Genomic DNA, 14,998 nt, shown 5'->3' with positions numbered 1-14,998 from the left:
AATAACCCGTTACTTATCAAGCAGCGGGTTATTTAAGATACCGGCAAACAAAATCAATCCGGTTTTCATTTCGCGGATAGCGTATAAAAACGGGCGGTTAATAAGCACAGCAGAGGGCTGTTGTACCGAGGTGAGTTCAATTCCTACAGAGGTAACGGCTGCAGCTTCAGTGCCGCTTTCATTTACTTCAATAAAAGTTTTATGTTTCACCTCGTCTATTTGCAAATGCCCTGCTGGATTAATTCTTGTAAAATCGGCAAAGCTATTTTTACCAAAAGCCACTTCCATACCCAGATGTTCTAATTGATCATTTAGTGTAATCTCATAGCTAAATTTGAACTTAGGCATTTTTATTTCGATACCGGTTTTCTTTAAGCCTGCCATCCACCCTTTCCATTTTGCAGAAGTAATTGTTCCTGCAAATTCATTAATTGTAGTATTGGCGCCATTAGGCAATACAATTACCATACTATATTTCTCGTTCCCATAAGGAAGTTCGTAAACATTTGCCTCCTGTGAACTTAAATAATTAACTGAGGCTTGCGCAACCATAAAATCTGTTTGAATCTTATTATTAGCATCCAGATTAAAGTCTGATTTAGCAGTTTTATTTTTATCGAACTTATATTTCCAGTCGCTTTTAAAGTAAACGGCATTAATCAGATACATTACAATATCCTGGCCAATCGCATCAATTATAGTTGGAATCTTTCCATGTGTACTGCTATTTACCCAATTATTAATTTTGTCTTTTGCTGTCGGATTGGCAAAGTCTAACCCCTGAACTTCGGCATTGTAATTATCCGCATTCACTTTAAGAAAAGCAGGTAATGGTGTAAAGTTATTTGTATACCAGATTGAGTTGGCAATTTCTAATGTAGCCTTAGGATCAAGCTGGGGTAATTCAGTTGTTATTTTATGGTAATAACTGTTTACTTCTGCTTCAGTAAAATCTTTAAATTCCATTGTGTTTCTTATGGCTTCCAATGTCGTACCGTTACTTCCGTTGCTGGTCATACCCAATGCTATACTTACACTTAAAGGCGATAGCATCAGGTTTTTACCTGCCAATGGTTTTAACAAAGCTTCTTTAAACAGCTTAAAAGTAAATGCATTATCTGCTTCTACCTTTTGTTGCTCTCTTGCCGTTAGTATTAGGTCTTTTCCCTGATCTATTGGTTTGTTATCCTTTTTACAAGATGTGGTGGTGATCATTAAAGCGGCAATGGCTAAAAGCATCGTGTAATTCTTTTTCATCTGGTTAATGGTTTGGTTTACTTCATTATACGTATAAACCTACCATTTCGCTACAGCCTGTTAGAATTCTCACAATGCTTTTTTTTACAAGCCGTATGAAAATTTTGGTTATTGAGGCGTTAACAGGGCGTTCCTAGGGCCTGGATAGGGCTAAAACCCTACTAAGGCGCTGTCAAGGCCATATTAAAACCTTATTAAATTTTAAGAAGTACATATGATATTATGTCGTATCTATTTATTAGCTTTATTAGTAAAAAAAGCTATGGGGATACTACCAAAACAAGTAGCTGCAATTATTCCGGAAAATGCACGACAATCTGTTAAGCGATCTTTGCAGGGATTCTTTCAATCTGGATTAACAAAAGTATCCGGAGGTAAAAGCAACGCGATGCTTTGGTCTTATGGTCACTTTGAACTGACGCCCTTTACTATATTTCAAGGATTTTCTCAGGGTAAAAACCTTCTACCCAATTTGTATGGCGGTAAACACTCCATTTGGGAAGATCCGGAATTAAGGGGTATTATCCCAATACAGGATTTTAAAGTACAAAAAGATTTATTACGTCGCTTAAAAAAAGAAAAAACATTACCACCAGAAACACAACTACAAATAAAGGTAAATACCAATTTTAAAGAAACAATAATTGGCTGTTCCCGTACAAGTGGCAAAAAGAACAGGGTTTGGCTAACTCCTGATTTTATAAAATCGGCTTTAGAACTGCATGAAATGGGCATAGCACATAGTGTAGAGGCTTATCAAAATGGCATTCTTGTTGGTGGCGTAATTGGCCTTGCTATAAATGGATATTTCACCTCTTTAAGCTTATTTCATACGGTTGACAATGCCAGTAAAATTGCCTTCTATTATTTACTGGTTAAACTTAAAGACGATGGATTCGCTTTACACCTTAGTGGGGCAGCTAACTCCTGGTTTACACAGTATGGAATGGTTAATGTTGAAAAAGAAGAATACAGGATAAACTTAATGAAAGCTGTAGCCACCCCAGCTAAATTCACCGCAACGATTCCTCAGCTATCATTTTAAGAAAAATACTGTCTTACAAATTCTGAGCAATTACATAACCATTTGCCCAGGCCCACTGAAAGTTATAACCACCAAGCCAACCGGTTACATCTATACATTCGCCACCAAAATACAGTCCGGGTATGTTTTTACATTCAAGTGTTTTAGAAGAAAGCTCATTGGTATCAATCCCCCCCCTCATTACTTCAGCTTTATCATACCCCTTATCGCCAGCAGGTTTTACCTTGAACAGGTGGATGGTTTTATGGATCAATTCAAGCTCTGCTTTGGTTAATGATGCAACCTGTTTCTCTATTGGCAAAAACTTGCTCATTGCATCGGTAAGTTTTTTAGGGTAAAACCGGTTAAACAGGGTTGAAAGCAAAGATTTCCCGTTCATTCTTCTTTCCTCTTCAATTAGGTGGGTAATGTCTTTGCCAGGTAACAGATCTATGTTTATTTCTTCTCCTCTTCTCCAATAAGAAGAAATCTGCAAAATAGCTGGCCCGCTAAGTCCCCAATGGGTAAACAAAATGTTTTCTTCAAAAGAGATACGATCGTTGCTTACTTCGCAGAAAACACTGTTTCCGGATAGTTGAGCGTACCAGTCTTCGTCCTTTCCGGTAATGGTTAATGGCACCAGAGCAGGTGCAGTTTCGATAATATTTAAAGCATGTTTTCTGGCAAAACGAAGCGCAAAATCTGTTGCACCCATTTTAGGTATTGGCAAGCCACCCGTGGTTATTACCAGTTTGGGAGCCTTTAAAGTACGTTGCCTCCCTCCTTTTTCATATTTTATGGTAAAGGAGCTATCGTTGAGAAACTCTATTTCTGACACCTGGGCATTGCAGATGATCTGTTGTTCAAAATCAGCACATACAGAGGTAAAAACGTCTACAACATCTTTAGCATTTTTGCCATCCGGAAAAAGCTGACCCAAAGTTTTTTCTTTTCCTGTGATGCCGTAGGTTTCAAAAAAACTGACGGTATCGTCAACAGTCCATTGTGTAAATGCCGATTTGCTGAAATGTTTATTGTTAGATATAAACTGTTCATCAGTAGCAAACAGGTTGGTATAATTACACCTTCCACCACCTGAGATCAGGATTTTAGCTCCCGGTTTATCGCTTTTTTCGAGCAAGATAACCTTTTTACCAAGGTAACCTGCCTGTACGGCGCACATCAAACCACACGCTCCGGCTCCAATAATTATAGCATCTGCATCCATCAATCCGTTTATATTGTTATTTTTGTGCAAAATAAGCATAACTTTTTCATATAGATATGGCAAAACAGATAAGTGATTTAAAATTGGGCATACTTGGAGGCGGACAATTGGGCAGAATGCTAATACAAGAGGCTATCAATTATAACTTAACCACTTTAATTTTAGATCCCGACACAGACGCACCTTGTAAACATATAGCGAACTATTTTGAGTGCGGCTCAATTACTGATTTCGATACCGTTTATAATTTTGGAAAAAAGGCCGACATCATTACTATTGAAATAGAAAAAGTAAATATTGAGGCGCTTGAACAATTGGAAAAAGAAGGAAAACATGTTTATCCACAATCGAGGGTAATTCGTTTAATTCAGGATAAAGGTGTTCAAAAACAGTTTTTTAAAGAAAATGATATTCCTACCGCCCCGTTTCAACTGGTAAACAGTAAGGCAGAAATGTTAAACAGCAACATTCCTTTCCCTTATATGCTTAAACAGCGCAAAGATGGCTACGATGGTAAAGGGGTAATGAAAATAAACCACGCCGCAGACATTGAGAATGCTTTTGAAGGGCCCTGTTTAATTGAGGAACTTGTAGATTTTGAAAAGGAAATTGCTGTTATTGTGGCAAGAAACCCGAACGGAGACGTAAAAACTTTTCCTTTGGTTGAAATGGAATTCAATGCTGAAGCAAACCTGGTTGAATTTCTAATCTCCCCTTCTACCTATCCGGAAGCGATTCAGGAAAGAGCTGAAGTTATTGCTAAAAACATCGCGTCATCATTAAATATTACCGGATTATTGGCTGTTGAAATGTTTATTACCAGGGATGGCAACATTTTGGTAAATGAGCTTGCTCCTCGCCCTCATAATAGCGGCCACCATACTATAGAAGGCAATTATGTATCTCAGTTTGAGCAGCATTTAAGGGCTATCTTTAACTTACCTCTGGGCGACACCCGTGCAATAAACAACGCGGTGATGATTAACCTGCTTGGTGAAAAAAACCATAATGGGGTAGCAAAATACCATGGATTAGAAAAAATCATGGCAATTGATGGTGTATATGTACACTTGTACGGAAAAAAATATACCAAGCCTTTCCGTAAAATGGGTCACATTACTGTTGTTGACCAAAACCGCGAAAGTGCAATAGAAAAAGCAAATTATATTAAAAATACATTAAAAGTTATTTCCTAATGAGCGTACAAGTTGGCATTATAATGGGTAGCAAATCGGATCTTCATATTATGAAGGATGCTGCTGATGTTTTTAAAGAATTCGGGGTCGAATTCGAAATGACAGTTGTTTCTGCTCACCGTACTCCTGAAAGGATGTTTGATTATGCAAAACAGGCTGCTGACCGTGGTTTAAAGGTAATTATTGCCGGTGCCGGTGGTGCAGCACATTTACCTGGAATGGTAGCTTCTATTACTGTTTTACCGGTAATTGGAGTTCCTGTAAAATCTTCAAATTCTATTGACGGATGGGATTCCATCCTTTCTATTTTACAAATGCCTAATGGTATCCCTGTTGCTACTGTTGCACTGAATGCTGCAAAAAATGCTGGTTTGCTTGCTGTTCAGATACTTTCTACTGCTGATGCAAGTCTTGCTGTTAAAATGCAGGCTTACAAGGATGAGCTTAGAAAGAAAGTTGAAGAAAGCGCGGCAGAGCTGGAAGGGTAATACATTCGTATTTTGATACACTCGTCATCCTGAAATAAATTCAGGACGACGAGTGCATTACATTAATTTAAATTAGGATTACTTGGAAAATTACTAACATGCGCATATTTTGGTCCAAGGTTAATGATCACCTCTCTCCATAAGTCTTCTTCATCGTTAGAAAAAACCACATCTGCCTGGTAGGTATCTGATACAATCCATGTATTTTCTTTAAGCTCATCTTTAAGCTGCTCTACGCCCCAGCCAGAATAGCCAATAAAAAACTTGATTTCGCCAGGTTGGATAAATCCATTGCTGATGAGAATTTTTAGTGCTTCAAAATTACCTCCCCAATAAACGCCTTTTGCAATTTCTTCTCCGTCATTAAGCTTATCATAACAACGGTGCATGAAATGAACGGTATCTGTTCCAACAGGACCGCCGATGTAAACCGGAAAATCTGCTTTATCTAATTCGGGAATTAAATCACTTAACACAAGAGCGCTTCTTTGGTTTAAAATAAAACCAACAGTTCCCTCATCCTGATGCTCGGTAATTAAAACCACAGAACGTTTAAAATTAGGATCCATTAAAAATGGTTCAGAAATTAATAATTTACCTACAGATGGCTCTAAGCGACTTAACATTTTAGAAATTTAAAACAAAATTAACTAAACTAACCCTATTTTTGTGTATGGACCTTACTAAAGAAAATATACAAAACCTACGCCAAGATTATCGCTCGGCAAGTCTTTCTGAAAATGATGTTGACCGCAATCCAATTCTTCAATTTAAAAAATGGTTTCAGGAAGCTGTCAGTTCACAGCTATATGAACCCAATGTGATGACGATCGCTACCTCCGATAGGTTTGGAAAGCCCACGGCAAGAATAGTATTATTGAAAGGTATTGATGAGGACGGTTTTGTATTTTACACCAATTACGAGAGTAAAAAGGGCCATGATCTCGTAGAAAACCCGCAAGCTGCCCTTGTTTTCTTTTGGCCTGAGTTAGAACGACAAGTACGTATAGAAGGTGTGGTAAGTAAGGTTAGTGAGGAGACTTCTTCCGAATATTTTCACTCGCGTCCAATAGGCAGTCAAATTGGAGCAATGGCATCTCCTCAGAGTAAAGTAATTAGCGATAGGGAATCGCTAGAGCGTAAAGTTGAGCAACTTACTACCCAATATGCTGATCAAGAAATCCCACGTCCGTTACATTGGGGCGGTTATTTAGTGGAGCCTACTCATATAGAATTCTGGCAAGGCAGACCAAGCAGGCTACATGACAGGATTGTTTACGATTTGGTGGAAGGTTCGTGGATTATCAATAGATTAGCTCCGTAAAAAAACTTAAATGAAAAACATCTCAGTAATAGGATCAGGTACTATGGGCAATGGGATTGCGCATGTTTTTGCGCAATTCGGATATCAGGTAAACCTGATTGACATTAACAAGGAAGCACTTGAAAAGGCAATCAATACGATTGGAAAAAACCTTGATCGACAGGTTGCAAAAGGTACAATTACACAGGCACATAAAGCTGAAACGCTTAAAAATATTACTGTATTTACCGATATGCAGTCGGGTGTTTCAAATGCCGATCTAGTTGTTGAGGCTGCGACTGAAAACCTTGATCTGAAGCTGAAAATATTTAAAGATCTGGATGCTTTTGCAAAACCAGAGGCGATTTTAGCAAGTAACACTTCTTCTATCTCCATTACCAAAATAGCATCTGTTACCAATAGAGGCGCCGACGTTATTGGAATGCATTTTATGAATCCCGTACCGGTGATGAAACTGGTTGAGGTGATTCGCGGTTATGCAACCAGCAACGAAACTACTGCTACCATAATGGATCTTTCCAAAAAGATTGAAAAGGCTCCTGTAGAGGTAAATGACTACCCGGGATTTGTTGCCAATAGAATATTAATGCCCATGATAAATGAGGCCATTTATACACTTTATGAAAACGTTGCAGGTGTTAAAGAGATTGATACGGTAATGAAGTTAGGAATGGCGCATCCGATGGGTCCATTGCAGCTCGCTGATTTTATAGGTCTGGATGTGTGCCTGGCTATATTACGCGTACTGCATGACGGATTTGGGAATCCGAAGTATGCTCCATGTCCATTATTGGTAAATATGGTTACTGCCGGAAATAAAGGAATTAAATCTGGTGAAGGCTTCTATAATTATTCCGAAGGTGTTAAAGAAGCCAAAGTTGCAGCCAAGTTTAGTAGGCAGTAACTGAATTGAATTTCATATATGTAATTTTAAATGTATTTTTGAATCGTATAGATATGATAGTATCTATACTAAAACGTCACGTCATCCTGACCTCGAAGAACATAATATTATACTGTAATAAATGAACGAAAATCTTGATCCTTCTTCTGAAAGCCTATCTCCTATTGAACGTGATATAGAGAAAGTGCTGCGTCCGCAAATTTTTGAGGACTTTACAGGGCAAGAGAAAATTATGGAAAACCTCAAAATATTTGTAAAAGCTGCAAAGTTAAGAGGAGAACCATTAGACCATGTTTTATTGCACGGCCCGCCGGGTTTAGGTAAAACTACACTTTCTCACATCATTGCAAATGAGATGGGTGTAGGCATTAAAATAACTTCGGGACCAGTTTTGGATAAACCGGGTGACCTTGCCGGACTACTTACAAATCTGGATACAGGCGATATTCTGTTTATTGATGAGATTCACAGATTAAGTCCACTGGTTGAAGAGTATTTATACTCCGCAATGGAAGACTATAAGATTGATATCATGCTCGAAAGCGGGCCCAATGCCCGTTCAGTCCAAATAAGTCTAAATCCTTTTACATTAGTAGGGGCAACTACCCGTTCCGGTCTACTAACTGCACCTTTAAGAGCAAGGTTTGGAATTAATTCCAGGCTGGCCTATTACGACGCCAAGTTGCTTACAACCATAGTATTAAGGTCATCTGATATTTTAAAAACGCCAATTACTGAGGAAGGGGCTTATGAAATAGCTCGCAGAAGCCGGGGTACACCGCGTATTGCCAATGCACTATTAAGGCGGACAAGGGATTTTGCCCAGATTAAAGGAAACGGTAAGATTGATACAGAGATTGCGCGCTATGCACTTCATGCCCTAAATGTTGATGAGCATGGTTTGGACGAAATGGACAACAAAATTCTTACCACCATTATAGATAAGTTTAAGGGTGGGCCTGTTGGCTTAAAGACAATTGCTACCGCAGTTGGCGATGACGAAGGAACCATTGAGGAGGTTTATGAACCTTTTCTGATACAAGAAGGGTTTTTAATGCGTACCTCTCGTGGCCGTGAAGCAACCGAAGCAGCATACAAGCATCTGAAAAGAAATTTTCCTGGCCAAACAGGTAAATTGTTCTGATCACTATACTTCATTAGCCTTTAAAAAACAGCCAATAGATTAACAAAGCAACAACAAGAATAGGAATTATCCATTTTAATACTGGAGCCGCCCCGTTTTTATCCTGTTCGTGTACCGCCTGAGGTGAAGGTCCCGGATCATCCTGATGCTTTGAGTAATTCGTCTCAATTGGTTTATGAGGCTTTAGTGGATCCTCTGAATGTTTAACATCTGCATTATCCATAATATTAAGTTTTGGTTATTTAATAAACAATTAAAGAGCTTAAAGGTTTGATTAGCAAAGATTATCTTTGCAGTTCATGAATAGTAGTTCAGCAAGATATAGCAAGATGATTAAGGATGAAGCCCTTCGGTTAGGCTTCATGCAATGCGGTATTGCCAAAGCTGAATTCCTTGAAGAGGAGGCACCAAGGCTTGAGAAATGGTTAAAAAATAATTACCATGGGGAAATGGCCTATATGGAGAATCATTTTGATAAACGACTGGATCCAAGGTTACTGGTAGACGATTCAAAATCTGTGATATCGCTAACACTAAACTATTTCCCGGAAGAGCAGCAGACTGATCCTGATGCACCAAAAATATCCAAGTATGCTTATGGTACTGATTACCATCTGGTAATTAAAGACAAGCTGTTTCAATTGCTCCATTTTATTTCAGAAGAAATTGGTGAGGTCAATGGGCGTGCTTTTGTAGATTCGGCTCCTGTTCTGGATCGTGCATGGGCAAAACGTGCAGGCATTGGATGGATCGGAAAAAACAGTAATTTGATCAGTAAAAAAAGTGGTTCGTTCTTCTTTCTGGCAGAACTTATTGTAGACTTAGACCTGGAATATGATAGTGCTTTTGAGACCGACCATTGCGGAACATGTACCAAATGTATAGATGCCTGCCCTACTGATGCGATCTTATCGCCATTTATTATTGATGCCAAAAAGTGCATTTCTTATTTAACGATCGAGTTAAGAGATGAAATTCCTAATACATTTAATGATAAGATGGAAAACTGGATGTTCGGATGTGATATTTGTCAGGATGTGTGCCCCTGGAACAGATTCTCTGTTCCTCACACTGAGCCTAAGTTTCAGCCTAAAGAAAATCTGCTAAACATGAAACGGCAAGACTGGCTTGACATTACCGAAGATGTGTTCAAGAATATATTTAAGAACTCGGCGGTTAAAAGGACTAAATTTAAGGGACTTACCAGGAATATAGATTTCATAAAAAAACTACCCGAATAGTTACTCCGGGTAGTTCTTAATGGTTTATATTTTTCGAATCTCGTATCTATTTCCCGAACTTCATTTTTAGTTGCTCCAGCATATCATTGGTCACATCAACCGCAGGTTTTTCCTTTTTAGGCTGAGGTTTAAAGGCCGGCTTTGATTGACTTGGGTTAGGCTTATTTGCTACATGCGGTTGTACCTGCTTAGGAGCCTGCGACTGCTGCCCTTGTTGCTGCTGTTTCTCAAGCTTAAGTTTTTCCTTCTTTTTATTCCATCTATCCCAAATTTCACCTAGTTTTTTCTTAGTGTATAAAGGAAAATCGCCTTGTTTCATCCAGGCATAGTAGCTAGGTTCAGTATCAAAAACCTGCTCCACAGTTTTACCTTTGTGTTTTCCAAAATTGAAAATCTCTTCGTTATCTTCGTTAAAAACCATGCGACCTGCAAAATCCACAGGTTTATTCATATTTGTAAAAGTATGAAGCGCTTCTACATTATTCTGAACCGGTTTTGATATATTACCTTGTTTGTCTTCAAATTCTGTGTCCTTATAACGTTCAATTTGAGCCAATAAAACATGATAAGTAGCAGTGATATCTGCTTCTGCAGAATGCGCATTTACAATATCTTTATTGCAGTAGAATTTATAAGCAGCACGTAAGGTACGCTGCTCCATTTGGTGGAATATATTCTGAACATCTACAAACTTTCGGTCAGACATATCAAAATCTACTCCTGCTCTTAGAAATTCTTCAAGTAATACAGGAATATCAAATCTGTTTGAGTTATATCCTGCTAAATCAGCATCGCCAATAAAATCAGAAAGTTCTTGTGCTACATCTTTAAATGTTGGCTCGCTGGCGATATCTTTATCATAAATTCCATGAATTAATGACGATTGTAATGGAATAGGCATTTCAGGATTAATACGAAGCGTTTTAATCAGTTCTGAGCCATCAGGCATAGCTTTTAGTATGGCAATTTCTACTATACGATCGGCACCAACATTAACTCCGGTAGTTTCTAAATCAAAAAAAGCAAGCGGACGATTTAAATATAATTTCATTTCTAACATTTTGTAGCTCTTCAAAAGTCGTAAAAATCATTCATTAAACCTTAACTTATTTGATAATGCATTAAATACGGAAACAAATGGTTTTAATGTATATTTTTATTTCCTTTGCGGTATCAATACTGCTATATAATATCGCTCCATTATGAAACTTCTTTCCATTGCGCTTCTTTTATCGTTTTTTTCGGTTAGTTCTTCTTATGCTCAGGATTTTGAGTATGCAAGAATTACAGGAAGTGATATTGAATTAAAAAACTCCCAACTAGATAGCAATGCCAATGCTATGGTTATCAGAGAATTTGGCACTGCTGCTGTTCAACTGGATAATACAACCGGCAAAACCTACATTGATTTTGAATATCATGTACGCATTAAAATATTTAATAAAGAAGGTTTTAATCATGGAAATATTGTAATTCCATTGAGGATATATCGCGATGAGGAAGATGAAATTAAAGAACTAAAAGCCACTACGATAAATTTTGTAAACGGTCAGCTCGTTAAAACTGAGCTGGATAAGAAAAAAGTATTTAATGAGAAAAAGAACAAATACGTTTTGCTAACAAAATTTACGATGCCCAACCTAATGGACGGAAGCATTATTGAATATAGCTACCGACTGCATTCGCCTTATATCTTCAACTTTAAAACCTGGGAATTTCAATCGGACATACCTAAGTTGCACAGTGAGTATATAGCCAATATTCCTGCCATCTATAATTACAATGTTTCGTTAAGAGGAGCACAGAAACTTGCCAAGCAGAATGCAGAAATAAAGAAGGAATGCCTGATGATTGCAGGAAATAAGATCGACTGCTCAAAAATGACCTATATTATGAAGGACGTTCCAGCATTGATTGAAGAGGATTACATGACTGCCCCAGGTAACTTCAGATCGGCTATTTACTATGAGCTTTCTGATTATGTTATGCTTAATGGTGGCAAAAAAAGCATCACTAAAACCTGGAAAGATGTTGATTATGAATTAAATTCAGACAAATCATTTGGCACTCAAATGAAGCGAAAAGATGTATTTAAAGAGTTGATGCCTCAAATATTGGGCAAAGCCAGCGATGATTTAAGCAAGGCAAAAGCCATTTACAATTACATTGGAAAGAATATAAAAATGAATGGCTTCATCGGCATTTACAGTGAGAACAACATTAAAAGCGCTCTTGAAAAGCATTCAGGAAATACCGGAGATATAAATTTAGCATTAATTGCTGCTTTAAGTGCCGCGGATCTGGATGCTGAAGCCGTAATATTATCAACCCGGGCAAATGGGGTAGTTAACAATCTTTATCCGGTGATCAGCGATTTCAATTATGTGGTTGCAAAGGTTAATATTGGCGATAAAAGCTATTTATTGGATGCAACAGAGCCCCTATTACCATTTGGCCTGCTACCGTTACATTGTATAAATGGAAATGGCAGGGTCATTAATTTAAAGAAACCATCTTACTGGCAGGATTTAAAAGCCAGTCAAAAAGAGTCAACAAAGTATATTCTTAATGCTGAATTAACTGCAGATGGAAAACTAAAGGGCAAACTAACCACTTACTCATTAGGATATGCCGCACTTAAAAAACGCCAGCGCATTGTAGCGGCTAACTCTGTAGATGAATACGTAGAAAAGTTAGACGAACAAATGCCCGGAATAAGCATACTAAAACATTCGATAGAAAATGTGGATAGCCTGGACAACACGCTAGTAGAAGACTACGAGATTGAAATGAAGGTTTTTGACAATTTAAATGCCGATCAATCATACTTTAATCCATTCTTTATTAACCGTATTACTAAAAACCCATTCAATTTAAATGAAAGAACTTATCCAGTTGATATGGGGGCGGCAAGCGAAGAAAGGATCACTATGATCATTAAACTTCCTGCTAATATTTCTATAATTGACAAACCGAAAGATATGTCGATGGCTCTGACAGATAATGGCGGAAAATATCTTGCCTCAACATCAATGCAAGACGATTCCTTTGTTTTCAATGAGATGCTTCAATTCAATAAACCTATTTACGAATCTGAGGAATACTTATCACTAAAAGAATTTTATAGCCGGATTATACAATCACAAAAAACAGATATTGTATTTAAAAAAACCAAGTAAATGCTGAAGAGATTATTACTTCTGATTTTTATTGCTGTTACCTTTAAAGGATACGCTCAGGAGCAACCCGATTATAATGTAGAAAATATTCCTTCTGCATTAAAAAGTCGTGCTAATGCTGTAATCAGATATATGGAGACGACCATAGATATGCGTGCTCCAGAGAATGTTATCCTTAATGTTAAAAAAACCGTTACTGTTCTGAATAAGAATGGAGACCAGGCGGCAGCTTTGGTGCTTTTTTACAACAAAGCCACCTCCATTAAAGGTGTAAAGGGAATTATTATGGATTCTTTTGGAAAGCCAAGCGGGAAGTTTTCTTTAAGTAACTTTCTGGATGAAAGTGCTGTTAGTGATTTTTCTTTGTTTGAAGATGCCCGGATTAAGAGGTATAGTCCTAATGTTTTAACTTATCCTTATACGATCTCGTACGAATATGAAATTAGGTTTAAACAAAATCTTATCATCCCTGATTGGTACGCTACACCCTATTCTGATGTTTCTGTAGAGAACACCAGCTACACGTTTATCTCGAAACCTGATGATAAAATACGTATAAAAGAATACAACTACAAAGGGAATGCAGAGGTAGTAAAATCAGATAAGGTTGTTAGTCGGACGTGGAAGGTGACTAACCTAAACGCGATTAAGCGTGAACCCTATGCTCCTGATCCTGACAATTACCTTACCTACGTGAAAATAGCGCCTGAACAGTTTACTTATTATGGACATAAAGGAAGTTATAGTAACTGGCAGGAATTAGGAAAATGGGTTTATGATGACCTTGTAAAAACGAGACAAACACTATCGCCAGATATTATACAGGAGATGAACAACCTGGTAAAAGGATTAGACAGTGATAAAGAGAAGGCAAAAAAGATCTATGAGTATGTGCAGAAGAAAACAAGATACATTAGTGTTCAGATTGGTATAGGAGGCTTCCAGCCTTTTGAAGCAGCAGAAGTACACCGTGTTTCTTATGGCGACTGTAAAGCCCTGGTAAACTACACACAAAGTTTATTAAAGGCCGTTGGCATAAACAGTCTTTATTGTGTGGTATATGGCGATAGCTATAAAAAAAGTATGGATGCTGAGTTTGCAAGTATGGATCAGGGAAACCATATCATTTTATGTGTACCACTTAAAAGTGATACCACCTGGTTAGAGTGTACCAGTCAGGATAGTCCATTTGGATATTTAGGAAGTTTTACTGACGACCGTGTGGTATTGGCCTGCACAGAAGAAGGTGGTAAATTAATAAAAACACCAGCCTTAACTACTGCTGCGAGCCTACTAAAACGTAAGGCAGAGCTTAATTTAGATAAGGATGGTAATATTAATGGCAAGCTGCACACCGACTTTAGTGGCTCCCAGTATGACAATTATCGTCGTATCATTAGTAAGCCTTCATCTGAGCAGTTAAAATTGCTAAAAGAAGAGTATGACATTGACAATATTGATTTTAGCAATCTTAAACTTGCCCAAAGAAAAGATAGTAATCCTGTTACCTCAGAATCCTTAGATCTAACTATTCAGAAGTATGCACCCCGTACAAATGACAGAATTTATATGGTACTTAATGCATTTAACAAAACCAACTCCATTCCTGAGGTTAGAAACAGAACATTACCCGTATATGTAAACAGAGGTTTTACAGATGAGGATGAAATCATATACAACCTGCCTGAGGGGTATAGTATTGAGGCTAAACCTAACGACAGGGAAATTAAATCGCCATTTGGCAGCTATGCTGTAAAAGTTACAATGGAGGGTAAAAAGTTGATATATAACAGAAAATTTATTTTAAACAATGGAACATATCCTGCTGATAAATATGAAAGCTTTATGCGTTTCTTTAGTGATGTAAGTAGTTCAGATAATAGTAAGGTGATTTTTAAAACAAATTAACTTAGAAATATAATTCCAAGGGCGATTCCGATAATCATGATGAGGTACATCAGAATTTCGGTTGTGGCAAAGCGTTTATACTTATTCCAAAAAGAATCTTGTTTC

The 14,998-nt window shown here is 37.7% G+C and carries 14 protein-coding genes; 9 read left to right on the top strand and 5 right to left on the bottom strand.

The window, feature by feature from the left end; all coding sequences use genetic code 11:
• Window positions 1-9: 9 nt before the first annotated feature.
• Entirely contained in the window at window positions 10-1,257 is a 1,248-nt protein-coding gene (locus N824_RS09920; protein WP_048904996.1) for a serpin family protein, read from the bottom strand.
• A gap of 262 nt (window positions 1,258-1,519) precedes the next feature.
• Here N824_RS09920 and N824_RS09915 point away from each other — a divergent pair, with 262 nt between their 5' ends.
• Window positions 1,520-2,302 (top strand): leucyl/phenylalanyl-tRNA--protein transferase, encoded by a 783-nt coding sequence (locus N824_RS09915; RefSeq protein ID WP_048904995.1) that lies wholly within the window; start codon window positions 1,520-1,522, stop codon window positions 2,300-2,302.
• A 13-nt stretch (window positions 2,303-2,315) separates the two neighbouring features.
• Here the strand turns inward: N824_RS09915 and N824_RS09910 are convergent, their stop codons facing one another.
• The gene (locus N824_RS09910; protein WP_235207056.1) at window positions 2,316-3,548 is read right to left on the bottom strand and encodes an aminoacetone oxidase family FAD-binding enzyme; all 1,233 of its coding nucleotides are present in this window, start codon (window positions 3,546-3,548) and stop codon (window positions 2,316-2,318) included.
• A gap of 17 nt (window positions 3,549-3,565) precedes the next feature.
• On the opposite strand from N824_RS09910, the gene N824_RS09905 reads away from it, so the two are divergent.
• Window positions 3,566-4,705 carry a 5-(carboxyamino)imidazole ribonucleotide synthase gene (locus N824_RS09905; protein WP_048904994.1) on the top strand — a complete coding sequence of 380 codons (1,140 nt, stop codon included), beginning with the start codon at window positions 3,566-3,568 and terminating at the stop codon, window positions 4,703-4,705.
• Window positions 4,705-5,193, top strand: a complete 489-nt coding sequence (gene purE / locus N824_RS09900) for a 5-(carboxyamino)imidazole ribonucleotide mutase (protein ID WP_048904993.1) — start codon at window positions 4,705-4,707, stop codon at window positions 5,191-5,193. The genes N824_RS09905 and purE overlap by 1 nt, the downstream gene beginning before the upstream one ends.
• Window positions 5,194-5,255: 62 nt before the next feature.
• On the opposite strand, the gene N824_RS09895 is transcribed toward purE, so the two are convergent.
• A complete protein-coding gene (locus tag N824_RS09895) occupies window positions 5,256-5,819 on the bottom strand; it encodes a YqgE/AlgH family protein (protein ID WP_048904992.1) in 564 nt (187 codons plus the stop codon).
• A gap of 47 nt (window positions 5,820-5,866) precedes the next feature.
• Here N824_RS09895 and pdxH point away from each other — a divergent pair, with 47 nt between their 5' ends.
• The 3 genes from pdxH (at window position 5,867) to ruvB (ending at window position 8,565) form a co-directional block, all read left to right on the top strand.
• Window positions 5,867-6,517, top strand: coding sequence for a pyridoxamine 5'-phosphate oxidase (gene pdxH, locus N824_RS09890; protein ID WP_048904991.1), 651 nt, complete (start codon window positions 5,867-5,869; stop codon window positions 6,515-6,517).
• A gap of 10 nt (window positions 6,518-6,527) precedes the next feature.
• The gene (locus N824_RS09885) at window positions 6,528-7,421 is read left to right on the top strand and encodes a 3-hydroxybutyryl-CoA dehydrogenase (RefSeq protein ID WP_048904990.1); all 894 of its coding nucleotides are present in this window, start codon (window positions 6,528-6,530) and stop codon (window positions 7,419-7,421) included.
• A 121-nt stretch (window positions 7,422-7,542) separates the two neighbouring features.
• On the top strand, window positions 7,543-8,565 hold the full coding sequence (gene ruvB, locus N824_RS09880; protein WP_048904989.1) for a Holliday junction branch migration DNA helicase RuvB: 1,023 nt from the start codon (window positions 7,543-7,545) through the stop codon (window positions 8,563-8,565).
• 13 nt (window positions 8,566-8,578) lie between these two features.
• Here the strand turns inward: ruvB and N824_RS09875 are convergent, their stop codons facing one another.
• The gene (locus tag N824_RS09875) at window positions 8,579-8,788 is read right to left on the bottom strand and encodes a hypothetical protein (protein ID WP_048904988.1); all 210 of its coding nucleotides are present in this window, start codon (window positions 8,786-8,788) and stop codon (window positions 8,579-8,581) included.
• Between the two features lie 76 nt (window positions 8,789-8,864).
• Between N824_RS09875 and queG the strand changes: the two genes are divergently transcribed.
• A complete protein-coding gene (gene queG, locus N824_RS09870; RefSeq protein WP_048904987.1) occupies window positions 8,865-9,806 on the top strand; it encodes a tRNA epoxyqueuosine(34) reductase QueG in 942 nt (313 codons plus the stop codon).
• Between the two features lie 46 nt (window positions 9,807-9,852).
• Here the strand turns inward: queG and N824_RS09865 are convergent, their stop codons facing one another.
• Window positions 9,853-10,857: a 3'-5' exonuclease gene (locus N824_RS09865; RefSeq protein WP_048905056.1), complete on the bottom strand. Its 1,005-nt coding sequence runs from the start codon at window positions 10,855-10,857 to the stop codon at window positions 9,853-9,855.
• Between the two features lie 151 nt (window positions 10,858-11,008).
• Between N824_RS09865 and N824_RS09860 the strand changes: the two genes are divergently transcribed.
• A complete protein-coding gene (locus N824_RS09860) occupies window positions 11,009-12,985 on the top strand; it encodes a DUF3857 domain-containing protein (protein ID WP_048904986.1) in 1,977 nt (658 codons plus the stop codon).
• Window positions 12,986-14,893, top strand: coding sequence for a DUF3857 domain-containing protein (locus N824_RS09855; protein WP_048904985.1), 1,908 nt, complete (start codon window positions 12,986-12,988; stop codon window positions 14,891-14,893).
• Window positions 14,894-14,998: the final 105 nt, after the last annotated feature.

This window comes from Pedobacter sp. V48 (genome assembly GCF_000523515.1).
In the GTDB taxonomy this organism is placed as follows: Bacteria; Bacteroidota; Bacteroidia; order Sphingobacteriales; family Sphingobacteriaceae; genus Pedobacter.
The sequence above is the reverse complement of the archived record's forward strand: the minus strand, read 5'-3'. Positions and strand labels throughout refer to the sequence as shown.

Excerpts from the sequence above, each read along its gene's own strand:
- N824_RS09920 (WP_048904996.1), bottom strand. The coding sequence starts at position 1,257 with ATGAAAAAGAATTACACGATGCTTTTAGCCATTGCCGCTTTAATGATC.
- N824_RS09875 (WP_048904988.1), bottom strand. The coding sequence starts at position 8,788 with ATGGATAATGCAGATGTTAAACATTCAGAGGATCCACTAAAGCCTCAT.
- ruvB (WP_048904989.1), top strand. The coding sequence starts at position 7,543 with ATGAACGAAAATCTTGATCCTTCTTCTGAAAGCCTATCTCCTATTGAA.
- N824_RS09895 (WP_048904992.1), bottom strand. The coding sequence starts at position 5,819 with ATGTTAAGTCGCTTAGAGCCATCTGTAGGTAAATTATTAATTTCTGAA.
- N824_RS09860 (WP_048904986.1), top strand. The coding sequence starts at position 11,009 with ATGAAACTTCTTTCCATTGCGCTTCTTTTATCGTTTTTTTCGGTTAGT.
- N824_RS09910 (WP_235207056.1), bottom strand. The coding sequence starts at position 3,548 with ATGCTTATTTTGCACAAAAATAACAATATAAACGGATTGATGGATGCA.
- pdxH (WP_048904991.1), top strand. The coding sequence starts at position 5,867 with ATGGACCTTACTAAAGAAAATATACAAAACCTACGCCAAGATTATCGC.
- N824_RS09885 (WP_048904990.1), top strand. The coding sequence starts at position 6,528 with ATGAAAAACATCTCAGTAATAGGATCAGGTACTATGGGCAATGGGATT.
- purE (WP_048904993.1), top strand. The coding sequence starts at position 4,705 with ATGAGCGTACAAGTTGGCATTATAATGGGTAGCAAATCGGATCTTCAT.
- queG (WP_048904987.1), top strand. The coding sequence starts at position 8,865 with ATGAATAGTAGTTCAGCAAGATATAGCAAGATGATTAAGGATGAAGCC.
- N824_RS09915 (WP_048904995.1), top strand. The coding sequence starts at position 1,520 with ATGGGGATACTACCAAAACAAGTAGCTGCAATTATTCCGGAAAATGCA.
- N824_RS09865 (WP_048905056.1), bottom strand. The coding sequence starts at position 10,857 with ATGAAATTATATTTAAATCGTCCGCTTGCTTTTTTTGATTTAGAAACT.
- N824_RS09855 (WP_048904985.1), top strand. The coding sequence starts at position 12,986 with ATGCTGAAGAGATTATTACTTCTGATTTTTATTGCTGTTACCTTTAAA.
- N824_RS09905 (WP_048904994.1), top strand. The coding sequence starts at position 3,566 with ATGGCAAAACAGATAAGTGATTTAAAATTGGGCATACTTGGAGGCGGA.